Genomic DNA, 20,245 nt, shown 5'->3' with positions numbered 1-20,245 from the left:
CTTGAGCCGGTCCGTGCTCGGCTATTCCATCGGAGGGATGAATCAATGAGCGAAAAGCGAAGGGGCCTCGGCAGGGGTCTTGGGGCTCTCATTCCCAGCTCTGCAGGAGCTCAGGGGAATGGCGCTGCACCATCCCGTCCTGTGGATCTGTTCTTCCCTGAGGCACGCAAGACTGCAGAGTCCACAGTAGATGCTGCTTCTGATGACCTGAGTGCCGCTGTTTCCAAGGAGTCCCCGGAAAAGACTTCCGCTGCCTCTGCGTCCAGGGCAAAGAGCGCTGCTGCGAAGCCTGTCGCCAAGGCGACCCCGGCCAAGTCCCCGACGTCCAAGCCGGCGGCAAAGCGGGCTGCTTCCAAAGAGGTACCGGCAGAGGAGCCCAAGCCGACGCCGGTTGAGGCGCCCTCTACTGAGCACGCTTCATCCGCTCCGTCCGCCAATGATGTTGAGCTGGTAGAGGTTCCCGGTGCCAGGTTTGCTGAGATTCCGGTGGGCGATATCCACCCGAACCGTAAGCAGCCCAGATCCGTCTTCGATGAAGACGACATGGCTGAGTTGGTGCACTCCGTAAGGGAAATCGGCGTTCTCCAGCCAATTGTTGTACGTACTTCAACTGAAAAAGGTGGAGAACCGTATGAGCTCGTCATGGGTGAACGTCGCTGGCGTGCAGTACAGGCCGCGGGACTCGAAACTATCCCTGCCATTGTTCGTGATACGACGGATGACGACCTTCTCCGTGACGCTCTCCTCGAGAACCTTCACCGCAGTCAGCTGAACCCTTTGGAAGAAGCAGCTGCCTATCAGCAGCTCTTGGAAGACTTTGGTACCACGCACGAGCAGCTGGCGGACCGCATCGGCCGCTCACGCCCACAGGTATCAAACACACTGCGCTTGCTGAAGCTTCCACCGCTGGTGCAGCGTCGGGTTGCGGCGAGTGTTCTGTCTGCCGGCCATGCTCGAGCTTTGCTCGCACTCCCTGATGCTGCTGCTATGGAGCGCCTCGCTCAGAAGATCGTGGCTGAGGGAATGTCCGTTCGGGCCACGGAAGAAGCCGTTGCCCTGTACCAGGACCCCACAACGCCTGCGAAGAGCAGCATTCCAAAGCCAAATGCACGCCACGAACGTCTTGATTACTTGGCGTCGTCTCTTTCGGATCGCCTGGATACCAATGTGAAGATCACCCTTGGTGCTCGGAAGGGCCGCGTGAGCATCGAGTTCGCCAGCGTCGAGGACCTCAACCGCATCATGGATGTCCTGGGTCCAGGCGCAGAGGAGTAATTAACAAATCAACTGAAGGGGCTCACTTTATAAGTGGGCCCCTTTCTTGTTTGCCTCTAGGATGAGCAGTTTGTTGGTTTGGGGGCGGATTGATCATGCGTTGGGCCCCGCATGTTCAGTGTTCATTGACATGTTTCACGTGAAACTTGTCAGCGGAACAAGGTTCTGACGGCCGCATGTAGGAGACACAACTGCAAAGTCGAATTTCCTGTTCCCCTCGACGCGGAGATAGCGCTGGACTGATGAGTCTCAGTGACATGAGCGTCTATCCCTAGTGTGGCAATTCGGTGGCCCAATGCAGAACCACGTTGCCTGCCAGCTTTGAGGGCGTGATGGTGCGTTGATGGACTAAGGGCTTCATCGCTAAATCTCTACGCATTCATCGACTGCCGACGAATCTGGCCATGGGCGGTGTACGGCTAGGTGCCGGTCTGGGAGGCTCGGATGCCCGTAAGGGCTCCGCTGCGGTAGTTGGCCAACAATGGAGGGCTTCCTGAATGCGGGGAACCAACTTGGACCAGCTTGGTAGTTCCAGACCGGAGGCCTTGAGCTCAGTCCAGATTCAGCAAGGTGAACGCCTGGAGCACGTCGGGCAGTTCTGAATCCGGGACCGCCCTTACGCTGTTTCACGTGAAACAGCCCGATTCATCGAGCTATCCGGGTTCCAATCCTCCGCGCAGTTTCACGTGAAACACTACTTCTGCGCAGCAATTGAGAGGGTAATGTCCCGCAGATGCGCCTTTCGATTCAGATTCTTCCGGGAAGCAGCTTCTGTTTGCCTACTGTGCGCGAGTTGGGCTGAACGGAGAGGTACCCGTACGACTCGGGACGACCGAATTGCTCATGATTCGGCATAAAGAAGGGCAATTCGACGCTCGGCGCCCTGCCAAAGGGGATTCAACCTGTGGACTCCATGTGTGGTGTAGCAGATTGGATGCTTGGATGTCAGCTTGCGCAGCTCGTCACCTGGCTGCCCAATGTCTTCGCACTAAGTACTATCGATACCAAGTTCTCCTGCAAGGCGGAACCATTGGGCTGCGCTCACTCAGACTCGATGTTGTCATTATCTTTGTGCCTGGACTCCCCAGAGGGATCAGAGCAACAGACTCTTCAGGGCTTGCTTGTAGGTGGGCGGCTTCCGTCACTCACTGACACCACGGCACTGGCACCGCGTCGAATTTGCATGCGTCAACCGCTTTCAGAGCCGCCGTTTCACGTGAAACATTAGGGTAAGGAACGCTTCGCAGCGCAGAGAATGTTAGCTGGCTTGGTCGCTTGTACTGAACAGGAAGCATTCAATGGCCACTTGAGACGCGCGAAATGCTCCTGGACGTAGAAGCGTGGCGGGGGGTAATCCGACCGTGGGCAGTATGAGAGTGAGTTTCCGCAGAGTCTGCTTAGGCGGCGACCCACGCCTAGCTGGCTCTTAGTACCTGGTTTCACGTGAAACATGGATTGCCGCGTAGGAATGAAACCGTATGTGGCCTAGATTTCGGTCGGTTCTACTAACCCTACGCTCGGGGTGGTCACGCTGAGCCCTGGTGGCGGATCCTCACCCGCTGGTGTCAGGCTTGGCGGCTATGACGCAATGGCCGAACAGCGATCAGACTCCCCCGTGCAACTGCGTCTTCGCTCTATGCTGGGGTTCGCATCTGCAGCTCGCCACCCTGGATATCCGCAGTGGTGGGTGCTCGCCAACATCCCGAGAGCTACCGTGCACTGTCCACAGAACGCTTTCCCTCGTCGACGGGTAAGGAGGCCGTCCTTTAGCGAATCTTGGATACGCCTCTGAGTACCGGACACCGGTGCCGGTCGACGCCGGTTGTTGTCATTGGCTCCTGCTTCAGTACGATCTGGGTCCGATCCGTTGAAGGTGGGACTGGGCTTGCGGGCAATTTTGTAACCGAGGCAATTGGTTTGCCTTTGTCGTGCCCGATCCAGGCGCAGTAGGCATCCCCGCCCGGCACAGTGTTCATGGGGTTGGGCGGGTCCGGAGCACGGAGGGACACCATGCTATGCCCTGATTTTCCTGAGCACACCCTTGGCAACGCTAGGGCCCACCGGCGACTTCCAGGCGGGTCATCTGTATACCGTCCGCCGCTTTGGTGGATGCTGCGGCACTGACGCCCAATGGACGATGAGAGGTTCCGCGTGGATGCCTGGTGACCATGATGTATTGATGCCGGACAAGCTTAGAAGTCGAATCGCAGTCAGTGAAGCTGCAATCTCTTGTCGGCTGGAGTCACTTCCCTACGGAGACAGATTCCCCGTGAACGTATTGGTGCGGGGGTATCGGGCGTCGATGTACATCTGCCCCCCCAGCTTCATCTGTGAGGCAGGAAAGGTACGGGGCTTCAGCTAGTCCATGACGACCCGACGAAAAGCTGAGGCTCCCCCGTGCTCACGGAATCACTGGGGCCACCGTTGAAGTCACTCACAGCCCTTCTAGGGGTTGCTGGGAAGCCGTGCTTGCAGCCTACATTCAAGGTGCTGACGCTCTCAGCAGGAGTACATAATGCTTGCAGACCCCATCCGTTCAGGCGGCGGATTGGTCCGATGTTGATGGCAGGCATGTGGTGCGACTTCTGGGCTGCAGTCTCGAGGACGTTCGTAAGAGCTGGACTTGTTCCGAGTTGCAGTGGAATGTTTGCTTGGGCGACTGTTTGACGTAGTGGTGTCGGAGATCCCACGGCGTCATGTTTCACGTGAAACGAGACAAATCCGACTGTAGCTCCAACGCCCTGGGAGCAGGCAATTGTAGATTCGCCACAGTGGACAACCCGGTGGATATCCCTGTGGAAAACATTGGGGATAACTTTGTGGAGAACAAGCTCATCCACGTCGACGCTCGTACTCTCATATGCCGCCAGCTGGCACGGCCCGAGGCCGGCACCAGGGGACTGAATTTGGATTGGCTCGAATAGTCCCTGGAGCACAGCTTCGGCGGTGTGAGCAATCGCATATAGCCCGGTATTCATTGATTTCTGGTCGACTGGCTTCGGTTCCTTCACGGTTTACCCGTAGAGCAGGAGATGGACGTCTTAGCGCGTGGATACCACTCAGGAAGTGGATCGCGATAACCGCAGATTGTTAGCTTGTGGTCAATCTCATGGACGGTGGATAAGGCTGTGGATAACGATGTGCATAACGTTGTGCGTAAGTCGATTGCTTGATCGAGACAACGACTCATGATCTTGGCGGAAGGGGGCCAGTTTCAACGTTCTTGCGAACGTCAGCTTTGGCCCTCGCTTGGGTCGGCCGCGCGAGTCCGGATAGCCAGCGCCCAGGCACAAGGAATGAGTGAGGAGTGATCGGGCACTGTTCCTGTCCTGATGTCCCTGGATCGCCAGGTGCTGCTCACGGAGCCGCCTACGGAGGCTGCGCAGTGTCTGTAATGATCTGATGTCTCCGTCGCCTCGATGGGGACGGAGCGTCCAATTGCGTCTGTGTTGGTTCCGCTTTGCCTGGGGGCGTCAAGTTCCGAAGCTCTGCCACGAAGAGATGGGAAGGTCCCCAACAGCAATGCAGGAACAGTTGAATGCGTCTGGAGTCGTAGTACGCCAGGTTTTGGCAGCGGGTGACGCTCTGACTATGTGTACAACAGGTCAGACGGTGTGAGGCCATGCACCTCGAGCTGGCGTTGAACTGGGGGTTGCCAGACGCACAGCTGCTCCTGGGTGAAGGCAGTGCTCTTTGGTCTCTGTCATTTCTCATCGGGGGGACCGAAGCCTGGTGGCTCTCGTCTGGCTAGCGATAACGAAGAGATCTGCTTGGCGGTCCGGCACTTGGCCTTGTTGTACGGCTCTCCCGCCACATGCATCAGCGCGGACGTGCTCCCGTTTCACGTGAAACATTGCGAGTGTTACGACCTGTCGCTGCACTGATGATGCGGCAGGTCGCGTTTCGGTCTTAGGGGCGTGGGGTCAGACGGGCTCCAGAACAGCTGAGGCACCGTCAGGGCCAATACTGGAGGGCGGGGAAGGGTGGGGCTATTGCATGGAGGGTGGGGCCAGTCGTGGATATTGCGACGAGGGGTGGGCCGGTAAGAGTCTCAGCCCGAAGTTGGTGGCATCGAAGAGACGCCATAGGGAAGGGTCGCTGCGATGCAACAGCGCGTCCGGATAACTAGCGGCGGGCTGTGGTCGCGGGCCTCGTGGCGATGCTGTGCGAAGTGGAGACTGGGGCCTGGGGTCACGGTTCCACTGCCCCGGGGTGTTTGAGGCTCATTAGGTGAGGCTGGACTGCCCCGGGATGTCTGAGGCTCACTAGGTGAGACTGGACTGCCCCCAACGCAGGCGGGAGCTACTACAACCTGTTTCGAGAAGGCCCGCCCGTCGAACCGATCCGTGGCCTCCAAAGCGTGACTACAGTGGAACCCTCTCCTTGCTCAAAGCCATGACGTAGGAATGCCGTTGCCCTCTATACGACGGACTCGGGCACTCTTCGCTGTGTTCAGGCAATGAGGGCGTCCGGGATCGCGCCTCGGATTCACAGTCTCTGTTTCACGTGAAACAGTAGCCAATGGGATCAACGGGTATTACAACCCAGGCCGCACGGGGCGGAGAATGTGGAGTCCGAAAGGGGCGGCCCAGCCGGAACTGGGAGGGAAAGCAGGAGAAATGTCTCGTGCCCGAGTGAGGCGTCAGTCCTCAGGTTTCCCATAGTGGTCCCTCCTGTGTCCGAAGATTCGACGTTTCATCGGCTCTCGTTCCGGCAAATATGCTCTCCCTGTGAACCGATGGAGAGGAAACGGGTCATCGGAAGCAGCAGATGCCCTCTGGGTGGCCTGCTTAGCGGCTATCTGGTGGGTTACCCGTGAACGAACACGCCAGGCCTCTAGCGGCCGATTATGGGCAAGTGGGTGTTGTTGAGTTGAGGTCCACTACCTTTCAGGCTGCTCTACCTAAGGAGATCGCGAATTTTCATGCACTGACCCCGCCGGCAGAGCCGGACCACACAGCTTCGGCCATAGGACCGCCGCAGGAATTACCAGGAAGGGGCTTGGCGTACGCGGCCGTAGCTGGTCAATGGCGGACATTGGGCTCGTTATGGGTGCAATTAAGGTCTCCAGAGGGCGAAAGCGGCTTCTATGGATGGAGATAATGTCTTCGTGTGAGTTACCGCCGTGAACGGCTACGCCCTTAATGGTTACGGTTCTGAATGGTTACGGTCCGCGCTGATATGGTTCTCGGGCGGGATGCGGGCTTAGGGACGGGTTACGACCCCTGGCGAATGGGGATCTGCGGATGAGATGGAGTTCCAGGGCCAGTTTGGGCCTGGCACCATGAGGGTCCTGCGGTTAGACGCGGTCCCCCATAGGCTGTGTGGTGCCCCAGATGCTGTGTGGCCTCAGTCGGATTGCCGTTCCCAGCATTGAGAATCTTGCCCAATGATTGTGGTTGAGCTTGCTGGGATGGTCATAGAGCGCGCAGGTGCGATACCGCTAGAGCATTCGGATAGAGCGGGTAGGCGCCAAAATTGCTCTTACAGCGAGCTTTGTGCGCCTCATAGTGCGCTCAGAACTCGTGAGGACTCACCAATCGCAGGTCTTGGCGACCATCTGCTTCAACTCTCGTGTGCTCGCCGGCGTAATCCCGCTGTCAAACAGGAGTACTGTTGGGGCCGCAAGGGGCCATATTTGGGTCTGATGGGGTTCCAATAGCCGGGATGTTTGGAAGCCGGTGGTTAATGGAGCGAGTTGTTGTTCCAACACCTAAAACCGATCCCTTCGGACTACCGACATCCGCTACCTTGGTATGGACCGCACGCATATTTCTTAGATCCCGTTCCTCCGACCACGTCATGCACCCTGGACCTGACGATCGAATTGGGCAGTCAAGCCGAATATCCCGATCCGTACGCTGGTAATGCTGTGGATGGAACTGCCGTCGTAATGACGTTTCACGTGAAACAAGTGATGGGATGCCATGAAAACTGGCTTGTTTTGCCCACTGGTGCCTGCGTACGGATGCACGTCGTGAACGCGAAGATCACACGTTACGTCGGAACGCCCGAGAAAGTCCCTAGGCCGCACTGCCGTATATGTTTCACGTGAAACGCGAGAGCCCAGCCTTGGCATCCGGCTGCAATGAGAGGTGATTCAGAGCCTCCGCCTGCCCAGTGTCTTCGTCCGATCCTACCGATTTCGTTCTGGTCCCTCCTGGTTTGAGCAAGGCCGCATCCAGCCAAGCCGAAGACAGCATGAGTCACCGAGAAACAACCGCTTGCTATTCAATAAAGTGCACAAGCAGCAACCATGGAGTATGGGACCTGAATCACGGACCGTGACTGTAAATGGTGGCAGCGACGGTGCGAAGTCGGAATCAAACGCCTTGCGGGCGTGGCGGGCCGAGGTTTAGTGGTGAAACAACGACATTGTGGGGCGCGGACATCCACCACGTGCTGGCGGGGCACGGGCGCGAGGGGTGAACACGCTCCATGGAAAATTTGGGTGTACGCAATCCGGAGACGAAAGTGCGCATAAGTCGAAATCCAGAGATGCAGCTCTCCCCTAGGCGCTTCCCTGACTCAGGTCTATCTGCAGTGAACCTGGGTTGTCTACGCGAACCGAGAGTGCCCTGGTCTTTAGGCCATAATTCAGGGCGAAGCTTCCGGCCACGCAGAGTCATCGAAGTGATGATGAGGCCAAAGCCAATCAGTGAGGTGCACGCTGAGGGGCGAGAAACCTGAACCTCCTCAAGCCGATTTGAGCGGCTGACGGGTGAGGGGTGTGGCACTTCGGTGAGTAGGGTTTGTCGAACTGCTGCAAGGTGTCCACCAGGCACTGTTTGCCCCTACCCCAGGTAGGGAGAAGTGAAGCAGCGCATTCTGGGACGAGCCAAGGCAGCCATCGGAAGACAACACCAAAAAGTGCACGATTTAGGTTCATTATCTAAAACATCAACAAAAAACCGGCGGTCCCCACTCCTTCAGGAGCAGCAACCGCCGGCTTTAGATGTTTCAGAATCAGAAATTGACCCTAGGACAGGACGTCCGCGAATTCCTTCTCGAAGAACTGCTTCGGCTTGGCGCCGATGACTGTGCTCTTCACTTCTCCCCCGCTGAACAGGTAGACGGCCGGGATGGAAGTGATGCCGTACTCGGCTGCGATGGCCGGGTTGTCGTCGACGTTGAGTTTCACGACGTCAACCTTCTCGCTGTACTCAACGGAAATCTCGTCCAGGATGGGGCCGAGCTTGCGGCAAGGGCCACACCACTCTGCCCAGAAGTCCACGATGACCGGCTTCTCGGAAGCCAGGACATCCGTGCTGAAGCTTGCGTCAGTGACGTCTTTAGCGTTGCTCATAACTTTTCCCTTCGTATGGTTGCTTGGATGCAGCTTAGGAGTGCAGGTCTGCGAGGTAGTGCTCAACATCGAGGGCGGCCACGCAACCGGAACCCGAAGCCGTGATGGCCTGGCGGTAGGTGGGGTCGATGACATCGCCCGCGGCGAAGACACCCTTGATGTTGGTCCGGGAGCTGCGGCCCTCCACGGCGATGGTTCCCTCTGGGGTCAGATCAACCTTGCCCTTGATAAGGTCCGTGCGGGGATCGTTGCCGATGGCCACGAAGACGCCGGTTACAGCGAGTTCGGACTCGGTACCGTCCACCAGGTTCTTCAGCTTCAGGCCAGTGACCTTGTCCCCACCGAGAACATCTTCGACGGCGGTGTTCCAGACGAAGTTGATCTTCTCGTGTGCCTGGGCGCGATCACCCATGATCTTGGAAGCCTTGAGGGTATCGCGGCGGTGAACGACGGTTACGGACTTGGCGAACTTGGTGAGGAACAGTGCTTCTTCCATGGCGGAGTCGCCACCACCAATTACGGCGATGTCCTGGTCCTTGAAGAAGAAACCGTCGCAGGTTGCACACCAGCTCACGCCGTGGCCGGAGAGGCGCTTTTCGTTGGCCAAGCCGAGCTCGCGGTATGCCGAACCGGTGGACAGGATGATGGCCTTGGCCTGGAAGGTCTCCCCCGTGCCGATGGTTACGGTCTTGATGTCGCCGTCGAGATCGAGTTCGGTGACATCCTCGAAGAGGATCTCGGTACCGAAACGTGCGGCCTGTTTCTCGAAGTTCTCCATCAGGTCCGGGCCCATGATGCCTTCCGGGAAGCCCGGGTAGTTTTCCACGTCCGTGGTGTTCATCAGTTCGCCACCAGCGGTGACGGAACCGGCAATGAGCAGAGGCTTCATGTTGGCGCGGGCGGTGTAAACAGCGGCTGTATAGCCGGCAGGGCCTGAACCTACGATGATGACGTCACGCACCTGCGATGCGCTGTTTTCTGCAATGCTCACGTGGCGTGAACCTCTTCCTTAGTCGATGCTGCGGCTTTCGGGGCAGCCACCTGACTCAACCCCTGTAACGCCCCAAATATTCCGTTGGAGTTGGGGACCCTAAAAGCCACCATCATTCAGGGTACCGTCTGGGGACACGGCACATCGAAGTGGGGACCCCCGATGACCGGGAGTCCCCACTTTACGAAAGTGCCTGAAAACTGGTTACTGGACGGTGACCTCGGCCAGACGGAGGCCGTAGCCGAATCGCGTCTTAGGGGCCGCCAGCTTGGGGAGGGCCTTGATGACCACAATGACGTACTGGGTCTGCGTGGGTGCGGCCAGCGGCATGGTCAGCTCCGGGGAGGTGAAGCTGTTGGTGCCTACGAGCTTGGCGCCGTCCATGGCGGGACGATCGTTGGTGTAGACGCTGATGCTTCCGCCGGAACCACCCAGCTGGTTGAGGACGATGGACTTGACCTCCGCCGGCTCCTTCAGCTTGACCACCAGTGGCATTTCTCCGAAGAGTCCGCCCCAGTCAGCAGTGGCAAACTCCATGTCCGACCAGTAGCTCGCAGCGTTGCCGTCGAAAGCCCTCGTCAGGTCCTTGTCGTACTCTGCGGCGAAGGGGAAGTCCCCCAGACGGGTAATGCCGGCGATCGCCGGAGGAGCTGCCGGGGGCGCAGTCTCGGAGGGCGTCGGCTCCTCGGAGGGCGGGGTGGTGGTCTGCGGGGCGGTGGTGTTCTGTGTGGCTGCAGGTGTACCGGAGGGCAGGAGGCTGCCCAGGTTGGTGACCGCAAGGACCAGACCGACAATCAGGACTGCGGCGAGCAAACCGCCCACAAGCCAGCGAAGGGACCGGGGTTCCTTCTCAGGAGCTTCGTCCTCGTAGACCTCTTCATCGTCGTAGTCGTTCTGTACAGCGGCCGACGCCGGGAAGCTGGTTGGGGCGCGGTCGTAACCCGGGTCCGAGGTACTGCTCGCTGCAGCGGCTCCCCCTGCAGCGGCACCGCCACCGGCAAAGCCGTAGTCCTCGTCGGACCACAATGAAACCTTGGGTTCCGCTGGCTCCCGGGCAGGTGCAGGCTGCGAGCTAACTGCTTGGGTGGGCGGTTGGGCCGGAGCAGTGGGCTTGTTAGTAGGCGGCGCAGGCTGCGACGTAACGGCCTGGGTGGGCGGCTGGTTGGACGGGGCGGCCGTGACGGGGGCGGCAGCAGAACCCGAGCCGGCGGCAGCGTCGGCGTCGTGATTCTTTGAACTTGAGTTCTTCCACGCGGCGAGACCGGCGGCACCGGCACCGGCCGCGGCAGCAGCCAACTTTCCTGCGATGCCGCTCTTGGGTGCTGAGGGGCTGGAGGAGGGCATAGGAGGAACATTGCCGGCTTGGGAGCCGGGGACGGGTTGCTCCGCGTCTCCCTCGGACGGAATGGGGTAACCGTTCTCGTCGTACTGGATGTACTCGGCGTCGTGCTCATCATCCTCGTAGAGGCCGTCGTAAGTTTCGGGCTCGTACGTCCGGGGCTGGCCAAAGATTTCGCTGCCGAGCGTCTCTGTGAAGAAAGGCTCAATGTATGGCGGGTTGGTTGCCACCACCAGGTCCAGCAAATCAGGCGCTGTGCTGTGGTTGGTGATGAGGTACGTGGTGTTGTCGCTAACGCCGAGATCCAGGATCTGGACGTGGCCGGGGCGCTCTCCGGTAGCCACTTCACGGGCGCTCTGAGCAACCTGCTCGGCGTTTCCGGGGCCGGCGACAAGGATGCTCACGGGACGGTTGAGGACCTGGTCCACGCCGTCGAGCACCTGATCTTGGTCATGCGAGGTCAGTACATTGGCCGTGACCTTATAGCGGCCGCCAAGTACAGATCCGACGTCGATCGGGTGGGACACGTGTTCCTCCTAGGCTGTCCGGGAGCTGCGGGTCCTGCACGTGGCTCGCCCGGCGAGCCGGTTGAACCGCTGTTGCAACTACCTATATTCGTTTCTAGCCTAGCCGATTGGCGCCCGCCGCCCACGTTGGCGGCACCGGCTTACTTGCGGCGGTTTCCCCGCGATGGGAAGTACGGATTCTGTCCGGCGTCGCCTTGGTAGGTGCGTCGACCCGGCAGCGGGACCTGCGGACGGAACTTGCCTGCGCGGGCAGTACTGGGCATTTCCTCTTCCGGGAGGTAGGTCTTGGGAGCTTCCGGGCCGGCCACGGGAGCCGCCCTTCGAGGTTCTACAGCCGGACCCGCCCTGAACGAAGCGGCGTCGAACTCGCCCGAGATGCGCGGGATCAAACCGGTATCGTCCGAGACCGTGGCCCGGGCCGCCGTCGTGGTTTCTGCCGCAGCGCCAACAGGCGCGGGAGCGCCGCGTCCCAAACGGCCCATGAGCGGGCGGAGGAGGTCGCGAAGTTCGGTGACGTGGAAGACGCGGAGCAGGACCAGGTAGGCGAGCAGCATGACAGGCCCGACGACGACCACCGTCACCAGTGCGGCCGGGCGGCTGCTCCAGGCGAATCCATCGGCCCGGTAACTGCCCAGAAGCCACAGCGCACCGGCACCGGCCAGTGCGGAACCCAGCCCGGCGTAGCCCATGCGGATATAGGAATTCGCGATGCGCGGGCCGTCGAGGTGGCCCAGCAACCGGCGCAGGAACATCACGCTGATCACCACGGACAGGATGTTGCCCAGTGTGTAGAGAATGGCGATCGCGTAGATGATCTGACCGACGGGGAGGAACTGGATGAAGAACGCGCCCACCACGTAGATCACCGCCAGCCACAGCTGCACGTACAAGGGCGTGCGGGCGTCCTCATTGGCGTAGAACACGCGGGACATCATGAAGTTCGCGCTCAAGAAGGGGGTGCTGAGGGCCAGGATGGTGAGCGTCTGTGCCAGCATGACGCCGTCCTGCGGGTTGCCACCCGAGAAGAACATCCCCAGCGGGCCAGCCAGCGCAAACAGGGCCAGGGCGCCGAAAACCGTTGCGACGGCCATGGTCCGCAGACCGTGTGACAGGGCGTCCCGCAGCTCGCCCTTGTTGCCGTCCTGGGATGCGCGTGTCATGCGATTAAAGAGGACTGTGGCCAAGGACAAAGCGATGATCGAGTGCGGCAGCAGGTAGAGCTGGCTCGCCACTTCCAGGACAGCGTTACCCGGCAGGACGGCAGCAGCGGCAGTATCCCCCGCGTTGTCCAACCGCAAGCGTTCAGCGCCGGGAATGGTGGCGATCCTCATGACGTAAAGGAACGCCAACTGCCCGACGGCGGCAGTCGCCAGAGTCCACACGCTCAGTTTGGCAGCCTGGCCCAGTCCAACGCCGCGCCAACCAAAGCGCGGACGCAGGCCAAGGCGCAGCCGGAAGACGGGCACGAGCAGGATGGCCGTCTGGGCGATCACACCAAAGGTGGAGAACCCGGCAATCAGGAAGGTTTGGGTGGGTCCCCAATTGTCCACAGTGTGCGGGTTGGTGATGTTGGCGCCCAGGATCCAGATGAACATACCCAAGCCGGCGATGGCCACAAGGTTGTTCAGGATGGGCGCCCACATGGCCGGGCCGAACGCTCCGTGGGCGTTCAGTACCTGGGTGAGCATGGCATAGAGCCCGTAGAAGAAGATCTGCGGCAGGCACCAGAAAGCGAAAGTCACTGCCAGGGCTTTTTGCTGTTCTGAGTAGCCCTGCGTGGTGAGGTCGATGACCAAGGGCGCTGCGAGCGTCACCAATGCCGTCAATGCCAGCAGTACCAGCACGGCCAGGGTCAGCAGGCGGCTGATGTAATCCGCGCCGCGGTCCGGAGCCTTGCTGGCCTTGATGATCTGTGGGACAAGAACGGCGTTGAACACGCCGCCCGCCACCAGCAGGAAGATCAGGTTGGGAAGGTTGTTCGCGTTAATGAACGTGTCATTGACCGTCGAACCAAGGCCAAGGGCTGCGCCGAGCATCCACGTTTTGGCGAAGCCAAGGAACCGGGAAACGAGCGTTCCTGCCGCCATGATGGCGCTGGAACGTGCTTCTCCGGATTGAACGGACTGGGTGGTTTTGGCTTCAGACATCGCCTTTATCGTCCCATGTACCCGGGTCAGAGGTGTTCGGGCAGCACTTCCCGTGCCAAATCTGCGATGCGGCGTTCATTCGGGAAGGACAATTTGCGGGCGAGTTCCTGGATGGGAACCCACGCGGCGTCCACGGCTTCCTGATCAGGATCGTTCTCGATGGTCAGCTCACCGCCGGTTGCCTGGAGCAGGAAGTGATGCACGGTTTTGTGGACGCGGTGGCCGCTTACCGTGAACCAATAGTCGATGCTTCCCAGGGGTGCCAGGATGCTGCCTTCGATGCCGGTTTCCTCGGCGATCTCGCGGACAGCAGCTTCCTCGTTGTTCTCGCGGCCTTCCGGATGGCCCTTCGGCAGGCACCACTCAAGCCGGCCACCCCTATTAAGGCGGGCGATGATCGCAACCCGGAGTTCGCCGTCGGACGTGTCTACTACAACGCCGCCTGCGGACACTTCCTCCACAGTGGGAAGCGAGGCCTGCACCGGGTGCTGCGGGGCAGGCGCGACGTGCGCACCGATTGCCGACGGCAACGGTGCGTTTGTCCTCCTGCCAGGAGCGCTCGGGATCGGGTTGGCCATGAGGTCCACTCTAACGACTCTTGCCCCGGAGTGATGACCGGGACATGGCCACAAGATGTACTGCAGGAGATGGTCCGCGGACACATGCCTGATTTCGCATGGAACAGTGGCCCACTGCTGCGCAAAAATCTGCCAAGCTTAAGGAACTATGGCGCACGTATTGGACAGCTCTTCAGTTAACTTCACCATCGATCCGGTGGTGCTCGACCTCGGGCAGCGCTTTGTCGACGCCGGATTCGAGCTGTCCCTGGTAGGTGGACCCGTGCGCGACCTCTTCTTGGGGAGGACATCCCCGGACCTCGACTTCACCACCGATGCAACGCCGGACCAGACCATCGCCGTCATCAGGAAGTGGGCGGACAACTTCTGGGAAATCGGCCGCGCCTTCGGCACGATCGGAATGAAGAAGAGCGGCTTCCAAATTGAAATCACCACGTACCGGGCCGAGGCGTACGACCCCGATTCCCGCAAGCCCGTGGTGGCGTTCGGCAACTCCCTGACCGACGACCTGCTGCGCCGCGACTTCACCATCAATGCCATGGCGCTGCGACTGCCCAGCCTGGAACTCGTGGATCCCTTCGGTGGCGTCCGTGACCTCCACGCGTCAGAGCTCGCGACGCCCGGTGCACCTGAAGCGTCTTTCTCCGACGATCCGCTGCGCATGATGCGCGCGGCCCGTTTCGCGTCGCAGCTCGGCGTGTCGGTTCACGACGACGTCCGGCTGGCCATGTCCCAAATGGCGGACCGGATCAAGATCATTTCCGCCGAGCGCGTCCGCGAGGAACTGGTCAAGCTTATTAACGGCACGCACCCGCGCGTGGGGATCGATCTCCTGGTGGACACCGGCCTGGCAGAGTTCGTGCTCCCCGAAGTCAGCGCTCTCCGATTGGAAGCAGACGAGCACCACCGTCATAAGGACGTGTACCAGCACTCACTGCAGGTGCTGGAGCAGGCTGCCGCTTTGGAAACGGGCCCCGACGGTCCGGTGCCCGGCCCCGATTTTGTGCTGCGCTTTGCAGCATTGATGCACGACGTCGGCAAGCCGGCTACGCGACGTTTTGAACAGGGCGGCGCGGTGAGCTTCCGCCACCATGATGTGGTGGGTGCGAAACTGACCGCCAAACGCATGAAGGCGCTGCGGTTCGACAACGACTCCATCAAAGCCGTGTCCCGCCTGGTGGAACTGCACATGCGGTTTTATGGCTATGGTGACGCAGGCTGGAGCGACTCCGCTGTCCGCCGGTACGTCACCGACGCCGGTCCCCTGCTGGAGCGCCTGCACCGGTTGACCCGATCCGACGTCACCACGCGTAACCAGCGCAAGGCAGACCGCTTGTCCTTCGCCTACGATGACCTTGAACATCGCATCTCGGCGCTCTTGGAGCAGGAATCGTTGGCAGCAGTCCGGCCTGACCTCGATGGAGCGCAAATCATGGCTCTCCTGGGACTCAAGCCTGGTCCCGTGGTTGGCAAGGCCTATAAGTTCCTTCTCGAGGAACGCATGGAACACGGACCTCTTTCGCCGGAGGAAGCCGAGCAGAAACTCTTGGCATGGTGGGAAGCGCAACCCGAGTCCGCCGTCGTCGAGCCTTTGACCGAAACTGAGGAGCCCTCATGAACGCTGCGACTTCCCCGCGTCCGCAACTCTGGATCCTTCGCCACGGCGAAACGGAATGGTCCAAGAGCGGGCAGTACACGGGCCTGACGGACCTTCCCTTGACGGTGGAAGGTGAGCAGCAGGCTGTTGAAGCACGCAAGGTCCTTGAAGGAATCGACTTCGACCTCGTCCTGACATCGCCGCTGCGCCGTGCCCGCCGCACTGCCGAACTGGCCGGCTACCCGGACGCCGTGCACGAGCCGCTGGCTGTCGAATGGAATTACGGCGACTACGAAGGCATCAGCTCGGACCTCATCCGTAAGGACAACCCGGACTACCTCATCTGGACCGACGGTGTGCCGAACGGGGAAACGCTGGATGAAGTAGCTGCCCGCGCGGACAAGATCATCGGGCGTGTGCTTGAGTCCGGAATGGACAACGTCCTGGTGGTGGCACACGGTCATTTCTCCCGCATCCTGACGGCGCGGTGGCTGGAAATGGATGCCCGCGAAGGCCGGCACTTCATTCTTGGAACCGCGAAGGTATGCACTCTTGGTTGGGATAAGCGGACGCCGGCAATTGTCCGCTGGGGTCTTTAAAACATGAATTTCAAGAAACTTTTGGCAAATTAGCTAATTGCGCTGGTCAAACTCCTTCTTCATGGGGTAGCTTATATCTTGTTCCCAGAGCGACCCGCCGGGAACCAGGCGTGCATTCACCGGTTAGTCAGCCGGGACAATGCCACAGCAGGCTGTTTCAGCCAGAAAAGGAGGTTGGGAAAATGATTACTTTGACTAGCGGACGGAAGTTGACTGTCACTGCTACCCCGGCCTCTGCTGATGATGCGCGCCATTTTTGGACTCGCTGACCACTCCTGACCTACCGGACCGGCCTGTTGCCGGCGGTGTTCATGGCAGCCATTCTTTCTTCGGATGGCTGAGTAGTCAGTTGTAGGCGCGGACCCACGCAGCATGCCGCGGGTGCGCAGTTTCCCCAAAATTCGGAACCAGCTTCTTGTTGGGTGGACTGCCGGAAGCACGCGCAATTGTGCACGACGATCCAGGTTTCCTGAATCGGTCCGCTTAATCCCCTTTTATCAGCCTCGGCTATTTGTGCCCTTTTTGGCCTTTGTTTTCCCATGAATTCAATTGGCTCTAATTGTTGTGCCCAAATACCGGTGATTTACTCCCCCGAAAGGAGGTGAAACCATGCCAAAGCGCCCCGAAGACATGCGCTTCTACAAGAGCAGCGATGCTCCCAAGGACCGTACTCTGTTCAATGGCCAGCTGCTCGACCAACGCCGTGAAGACGTCTACGTTGTCCTGCACCAAATGGGACTCATCCGCTGATGACCTTCAGCCATTCCGAAGGAGTTTCAGGTGCAACATATTCATGCTGAACCTCAAGGAGCCCACGCGGCTACGCGTGGGCTCCTCCCTCTTAACAGCGATGCTTCGCTTACTGCCTCTCAGGCTATAACCCCCTGATGCTGTAACTCCGAGCATGACGGTAAGCTCGATCCATGCAGGAGACGAAGCCGCACCGGCCGCAAAAACGTGCCCGCTTTGTGGTTCCCAGCCGCAGCGACTCCCTGCTTCGCAATTTCACGGAGCTCGTAGGCGGCCCGCTGGGGAAGCATTCCTCTCCCGGACAGATCTCCCCTGGACCATTCACTGTTGAACGCGTCCTCATCATCCTCACCGTCATCGCAGCGCTGCTTGCAGTTCTGGTGAAGGACTACTGCAGGGTGAACGGTTGGGAGACACCCGGGCAGTTTTACGCCACCTGCTACTCCGATTTCCCCGAACTCTTCAAAAATCGCGGTCTGGGGAATGGCGTCTTTCCTTTCTTCAGCCAGGGCAGTCTGTTCGAGTACCCCGTACTGATGGGGATCATTGCGGGCATCACGGCGCTGATGGTGCCTGGCCAGGGTCTTGGCAGCGAACGGATTCTGGGCTATTTCGACATCAACGCAACCCTGATCGTTGCCGTCTGGATTGTCACGGTCCTCCTGACAGCGCGGATCAACAAGCGTCGACCATGGGACGCAGCCATGGTGGCCGTGGCACCCGGAATCATTCTGGCCGGTTTCATCAACTGGGATATGTGGGCGGTGGGCTTGCTCGCCCTGGCGATGTATTTCTTCTCGAAGGACAAACTGATCCTGTCCGGGGTGTGCATCGGATTGGGTACGGCCACCAAGCTCTATCCTGTCCTGATCCTTGGTGCCGTGCTGGTGCTGGCCCTGCGTAGTGGCAAACTCCGGACGTTCCTGACGACTACCGGAGCAGCCGTAGCGTCCTGGCTGGCCGTCAACCTGCCTATCGCCGCCCTCAATCCCTCGGGGTGGCGCTACTTCTTCGAATTCACCCAGGACCGCCCTGCCGGGTACAGCTCTCCTTGGTTTGCCTACAACCTCGTGGCTGACCGCCTCCAGTGGATGCAGATGAATGCCGCAACCATCAACTCGCTGGCGCTATACCTGTTCATCCTGGCCTGCGCCCTGATTGGTGCTTTGACGCTATGTGCTCCGCGGCGCCCCCGAATCGCCCAACTGGCCTTCCTGATTGTTGCCGCGTTCATCCTCACCAACAAGGTTTACTCGCCCCAATTCGTCATCTGGCTGATTCCCCTCCTTGCCTTGGCCCGGCCACGCTGGCGTGACTTCCTCATCTGGCAGGCCGCTGAAGGATTGCACTGGGCTGCCGTCTGGATGTACCTCGGCCAAGCGACCAGTGGTGGCTCTGTCCAGCACAACATCGACATGTCCTACTACGTCCTGGCCGTTGGGTTGCATATGACAGCCACCGCCTACCTTATGGCGCGCGTAGTCATGGACATCTGGAATCCGGCCCAGGACCCGCTGCGTATGTATGGCGACGACGATCCTCATGGCGGGCCCTTCGATGGTGCCCGGGATTGGCTCCGGATCGACCTCTTGCGGCCCTCGCTGTCGGTGCTGCCGTGGCGACCCGCGGCTGCCGTGAGGACCGCCGAAACCCAAGCAGCCCGGCGGGCGGAGGTGGACAGCGATGGCTGACGTCGCCGTCGTCGGGGCTGGTCCCAACGGACTGGCTGCGGCAGTTGTCATGGCCCGCGCCGGCCTGGATGTCCACGTCTACGAGGCTGCTGATGCGATCGGCGGTGGTTCGCGAACCCGCGAGCTGATGGAACCCGGATACCTCTACGACGTATGTTCCGCGGTGCACCCCATGGCCCTGGCGTCGCCGTTCTTCCGCGATTTTGAGCTTTCCCGGCGAATTGACCTGAGGGTTCCCGAAGTCCAGCACGGCACCCCTCTGGATGATGGCGGTGCGGCGCTTGCCTACCAGTCGCTGGAGCGGACGGTGCTTGGACTGGGCGTAGATGGTCCGGCGTACCGGCGGCTCATGGAGCCACTGCTGGCACGCGTGACCGGGGTGGTGGACTTTACCTCCAACCAACTGCTGCGAATCCCGAAGGATCCGTTGGCTGCCCTGAGGTTCGGGCTGGCCACCTTGGATCAGGGCACCCCACTGTGGGGTAGGCGGTTCCGGGAAGAAGCCGCTCCGGCACTACTGACGGGCGTCATGTCGCACGCGCTTGGTTCGCAACCCGCCCTCAGTTCAACCGGCGCCGGACTCCTGCTCAGCGTCCTGGCCCATGCCGGTGGCTGGCCAGTGCCGGTGGGCGGCTCCATGTCCATTGCACGAGCCATGGCGGATGACCTGACAGCACATGGCGGAACCATCCATGTTGGCGAGCGGGTGGATTCGCTGGAGCAGATCCGGCCCGCGAAAGCTGTTCTGCTGGACGTGGCTCCGCCAACCCTGGCGCGAATTGGCGGGACGGAATTACCCGACAACTACCGCCGGGCACTGGAAACATTCCGGTTTGGTAATGCGGCCTGCAAAGTGGACTTCATCTTGTCCGGGCCCGTTCCATGGCTGGACCCAGGATTGGCGATGGCAGGAACCGTGCATGTGGGCGGCTCACGGATGGCTATGGCCGAATCCGAGAATCTGGTGGCCATGGGCAAACACCCCACCGATCCCTACGTTCTGGTGTCCCAACCGTCCTTGCTGGACCCGACACGCGCACCGGAAGGCCGCCACGTCCTCTGGTCCTACTGCCACGTTCCCGCCAATTCCACCGTGGATATGGCTGAGGCCGTCACGGCGCGTATTGAGCGATACGCACCTGGGTTCCGCGATGTGGTGGTTGCTTCACAGACCACGACGGCGGCCCAACTGGCGGAATACAACGAGAACTATGTAGGTGGCGACTTCAGCGCGGGGATATTGGACCTCCGCGGACTGGTACAACGGCCTGTGGTCTCCAACGTCCCGTGGCGAACTCCCCTTCCCGGGGTCTATTTGTGTTCGTCGTCAACCCCGCCCGGGCCAGGAGTGACAGGAATGCCCGGATACCACGCGGCAAAATATGCGCTAAAGGACATATTTAACGTACGGGTACCCGGGCTGGGCCTGGAGTTGTAGTTCGGCC

Annotated in this window: 12 protein-coding genes; 7 read left to right on the top strand and 5 right to left on the bottom strand. The window is 60.2% G+C overall.

Features of this window, described 5'->3' with window-relative positions:
• Nucleotides 1-45 precede the first annotated feature (45 nt).
• Entirely contained in the window at nucleotides 46-1,275 is a 1,230-nt protein-coding gene (locus BMY91_RS11935) for a ParB/RepB/Spo0J family partition protein (RefSeq protein WP_090822129.1), read from the top strand.
• A 2,771-nt stretch (nucleotides 1,276-4,046) separates the two neighbouring features.
• Nucleotides 4,047-4,199 (top strand): hypothetical protein, encoded by a 153-nt coding sequence (locus BMY91_RS23310; protein WP_218143842.1) that lies wholly within the window; start codon nucleotides 4,047-4,049, stop codon nucleotides 4,197-4,199.
• 4,055 nt (nucleotides 4,200-8,254) lie between these two features.
• Here the strand turns inward: BMY91_RS23310 and trxA are convergent.
• The 5 genes from trxA to BMY91_RS11910 all read right to left on the bottom strand — a co-directional run bounded on the left by trxA (nucleotide 8,255) and on the right by BMY91_RS11910 (nucleotide 14,115).
• Nucleotides 8,255-8,581 (bottom strand): thioredoxin, encoded by a 327-nt coding sequence (trxA, locus tag BMY91_RS11930; protein ID WP_014923339.1) that lies wholly within the window; start codon nucleotides 8,579-8,581, stop codon nucleotides 8,255-8,257.
• Between the two features lie 34 nt (nucleotides 8,582-8,615).
• On the bottom strand, nucleotides 8,616-9,572 hold the full coding sequence (gene trxB / locus BMY91_RS11925) for a thioredoxin-disulfide reductase (RefSeq protein ID WP_090822127.1): 957 nt from the start codon (nucleotides 9,570-9,572) through the stop codon (nucleotides 8,616-8,618).
• 204 nt (nucleotides 9,573-9,776) lie between these two features.
• Nucleotides 9,777-11,438: an ABC transporter substrate-binding protein gene (locus BMY91_RS11920; protein WP_090822125.1), complete on the bottom strand. Its 1,662-nt coding sequence runs from the start codon at nucleotides 11,436-11,438 to the stop codon at nucleotides 9,777-9,779.
• 140 nt (nucleotides 11,439-11,578) lie between these two features.
• Nucleotides 11,579-13,585: a murein biosynthesis integral membrane protein MurJ gene (gene murJ / locus BMY91_RS11915; protein ID WP_090822123.1), complete on the bottom strand. Its 2,007-nt coding sequence runs from the start codon at nucleotides 13,583-13,585 to the stop codon at nucleotides 11,579-11,581.
• 26 nt (nucleotides 13,586-13,611) lie between these two features.
• Nucleotides 13,612-14,115 carry an NUDIX hydrolase gene (locus tag BMY91_RS11910; RefSeq protein ID WP_090822121.1) on the bottom strand — a complete coding sequence of 168 codons (504 nt, stop codon included), beginning with the start codon at nucleotides 14,113-14,115 and terminating at the stop codon, nucleotides 13,612-13,614.
• Between the two features lie 196 nt (nucleotides 14,116-14,311).
• On the opposite strand from BMY91_RS11910, the gene BMY91_RS11905 reads away from it, so the two are divergent.
• From BMY91_RS11905 to BMY91_RS11890, 5 genes are all read left to right on the top strand, one after another.
• Entirely contained in the window at nucleotides 14,312-15,781 is a 1,470-nt protein-coding gene (locus tag BMY91_RS11905; RefSeq protein ID WP_090822119.1) for a CCA tRNA nucleotidyltransferase, read from the top strand.
• Nucleotides 15,778-16,359, top strand: a complete 582-nt coding sequence (locus BMY91_RS11900; protein WP_090822115.1) for a histidine phosphatase family protein — start codon at nucleotides 15,778-15,780, stop codon at nucleotides 16,357-16,359. The genes BMY91_RS11905 and BMY91_RS11900 overlap by 4 nt, the downstream gene beginning before the upstream one ends.
• A 609-nt stretch (nucleotides 16,360-16,968) precedes the next feature.
• On the top strand, nucleotides 16,969-17,109 hold the full coding sequence (locus BMY91_RS23125; RefSeq protein ID WP_167510425.1) for a hypothetical protein: 141 nt from the start codon (nucleotides 16,969-16,971) through the stop codon (nucleotides 17,107-17,109).
• Between the two features lie 173 nt (nucleotides 17,110-17,282).
• Nucleotides 17,283-18,800 carry a glycosyltransferase family 87 protein gene (locus BMY91_RS11895; RefSeq protein ID WP_177179908.1) on the top strand — a complete coding sequence of 506 codons (1,518 nt, stop codon included), beginning with the start codon at nucleotides 17,283-17,285 and terminating at the stop codon, nucleotides 18,798-18,800.
• Nucleotides 18,793-20,238, top strand: a complete 1,446-nt coding sequence (locus BMY91_RS11890; RefSeq protein WP_090822112.1) for a phytoene desaturase family protein — start codon at nucleotides 18,793-18,795, stop codon at nucleotides 20,236-20,238. Before BMY91_RS11895 ends, BMY91_RS11890 begins: the two co-directional genes overlap by 8 nt.
• Nucleotides 20,239-20,245 lie beyond the last annotated feature (7 nt).

Origin of the sequence: Arthrobacter sp. yr096, assembly GCF_900108925.1 — a bacterium.
Classification (GTDB): Bacteria; Actinomycetota; Actinomycetes; order Actinomycetales; family Micrococcaceae; genus Arthrobacter.
The sequence above is the reverse complement of the archived record's forward strand: the minus strand, read 5'-3'. Positions and strand labels throughout refer to the sequence as shown.

What these genes read in the sequence shown, in the direction of transcription:
- BMY91_RS11935 (WP_090822129.1), top strand. Translation starts at nt 46, where the DNA reads ATGAGCGAAAAGCGAAGGGGCCTCGGCAGGGGTCTTGGGGCTCTCATT.
- trxA (WP_014923339.1), bottom strand. Translation starts at nt 8,581, where the DNA reads ATGAGCAACGCTAAAGACGTCACTGACGCAAGCTTCAGCACGGATGTC.
- murJ (WP_090822123.1), bottom strand. Translation starts at nt 13,585, where the DNA reads ATGTCTGAAGCCAAAACCACCCAGTCCGTTCAATCCGGAGAAGCACGT.
- BMY91_RS11905 (WP_090822119.1), top strand. Translation starts at nt 14,312, where the DNA reads ATGGCGCACGTATTGGACAGCTCTTCAGTTAACTTCACCATCGATCCG.
- BMY91_RS11900 (WP_090822115.1), top strand. Translation starts at nt 15,778, where the DNA reads ATGAACGCTGCGACTTCCCCGCGTCCGCAACTCTGGATCCTTCGCCAC.
- BMY91_RS23125 (WP_167510425.1), top strand. Translation starts at nt 16,969, where the DNA reads ATGCCAAAGCGCCCCGAAGACATGCGCTTCTACAAGAGCAGCGATGCT.
- BMY91_RS11895 (WP_177179908.1), top strand. Translation starts at nt 17,283, where the DNA reads ATGCAGGAGACGAAGCCGCACCGGCCGCAAAAACGTGCCCGCTTTGTG.
- BMY91_RS11890 (WP_090822112.1), top strand. Translation starts at nt 18,793, where the DNA reads ATGGCTGACGTCGCCGTCGTCGGGGCTGGTCCCAACGGACTGGCTGCG.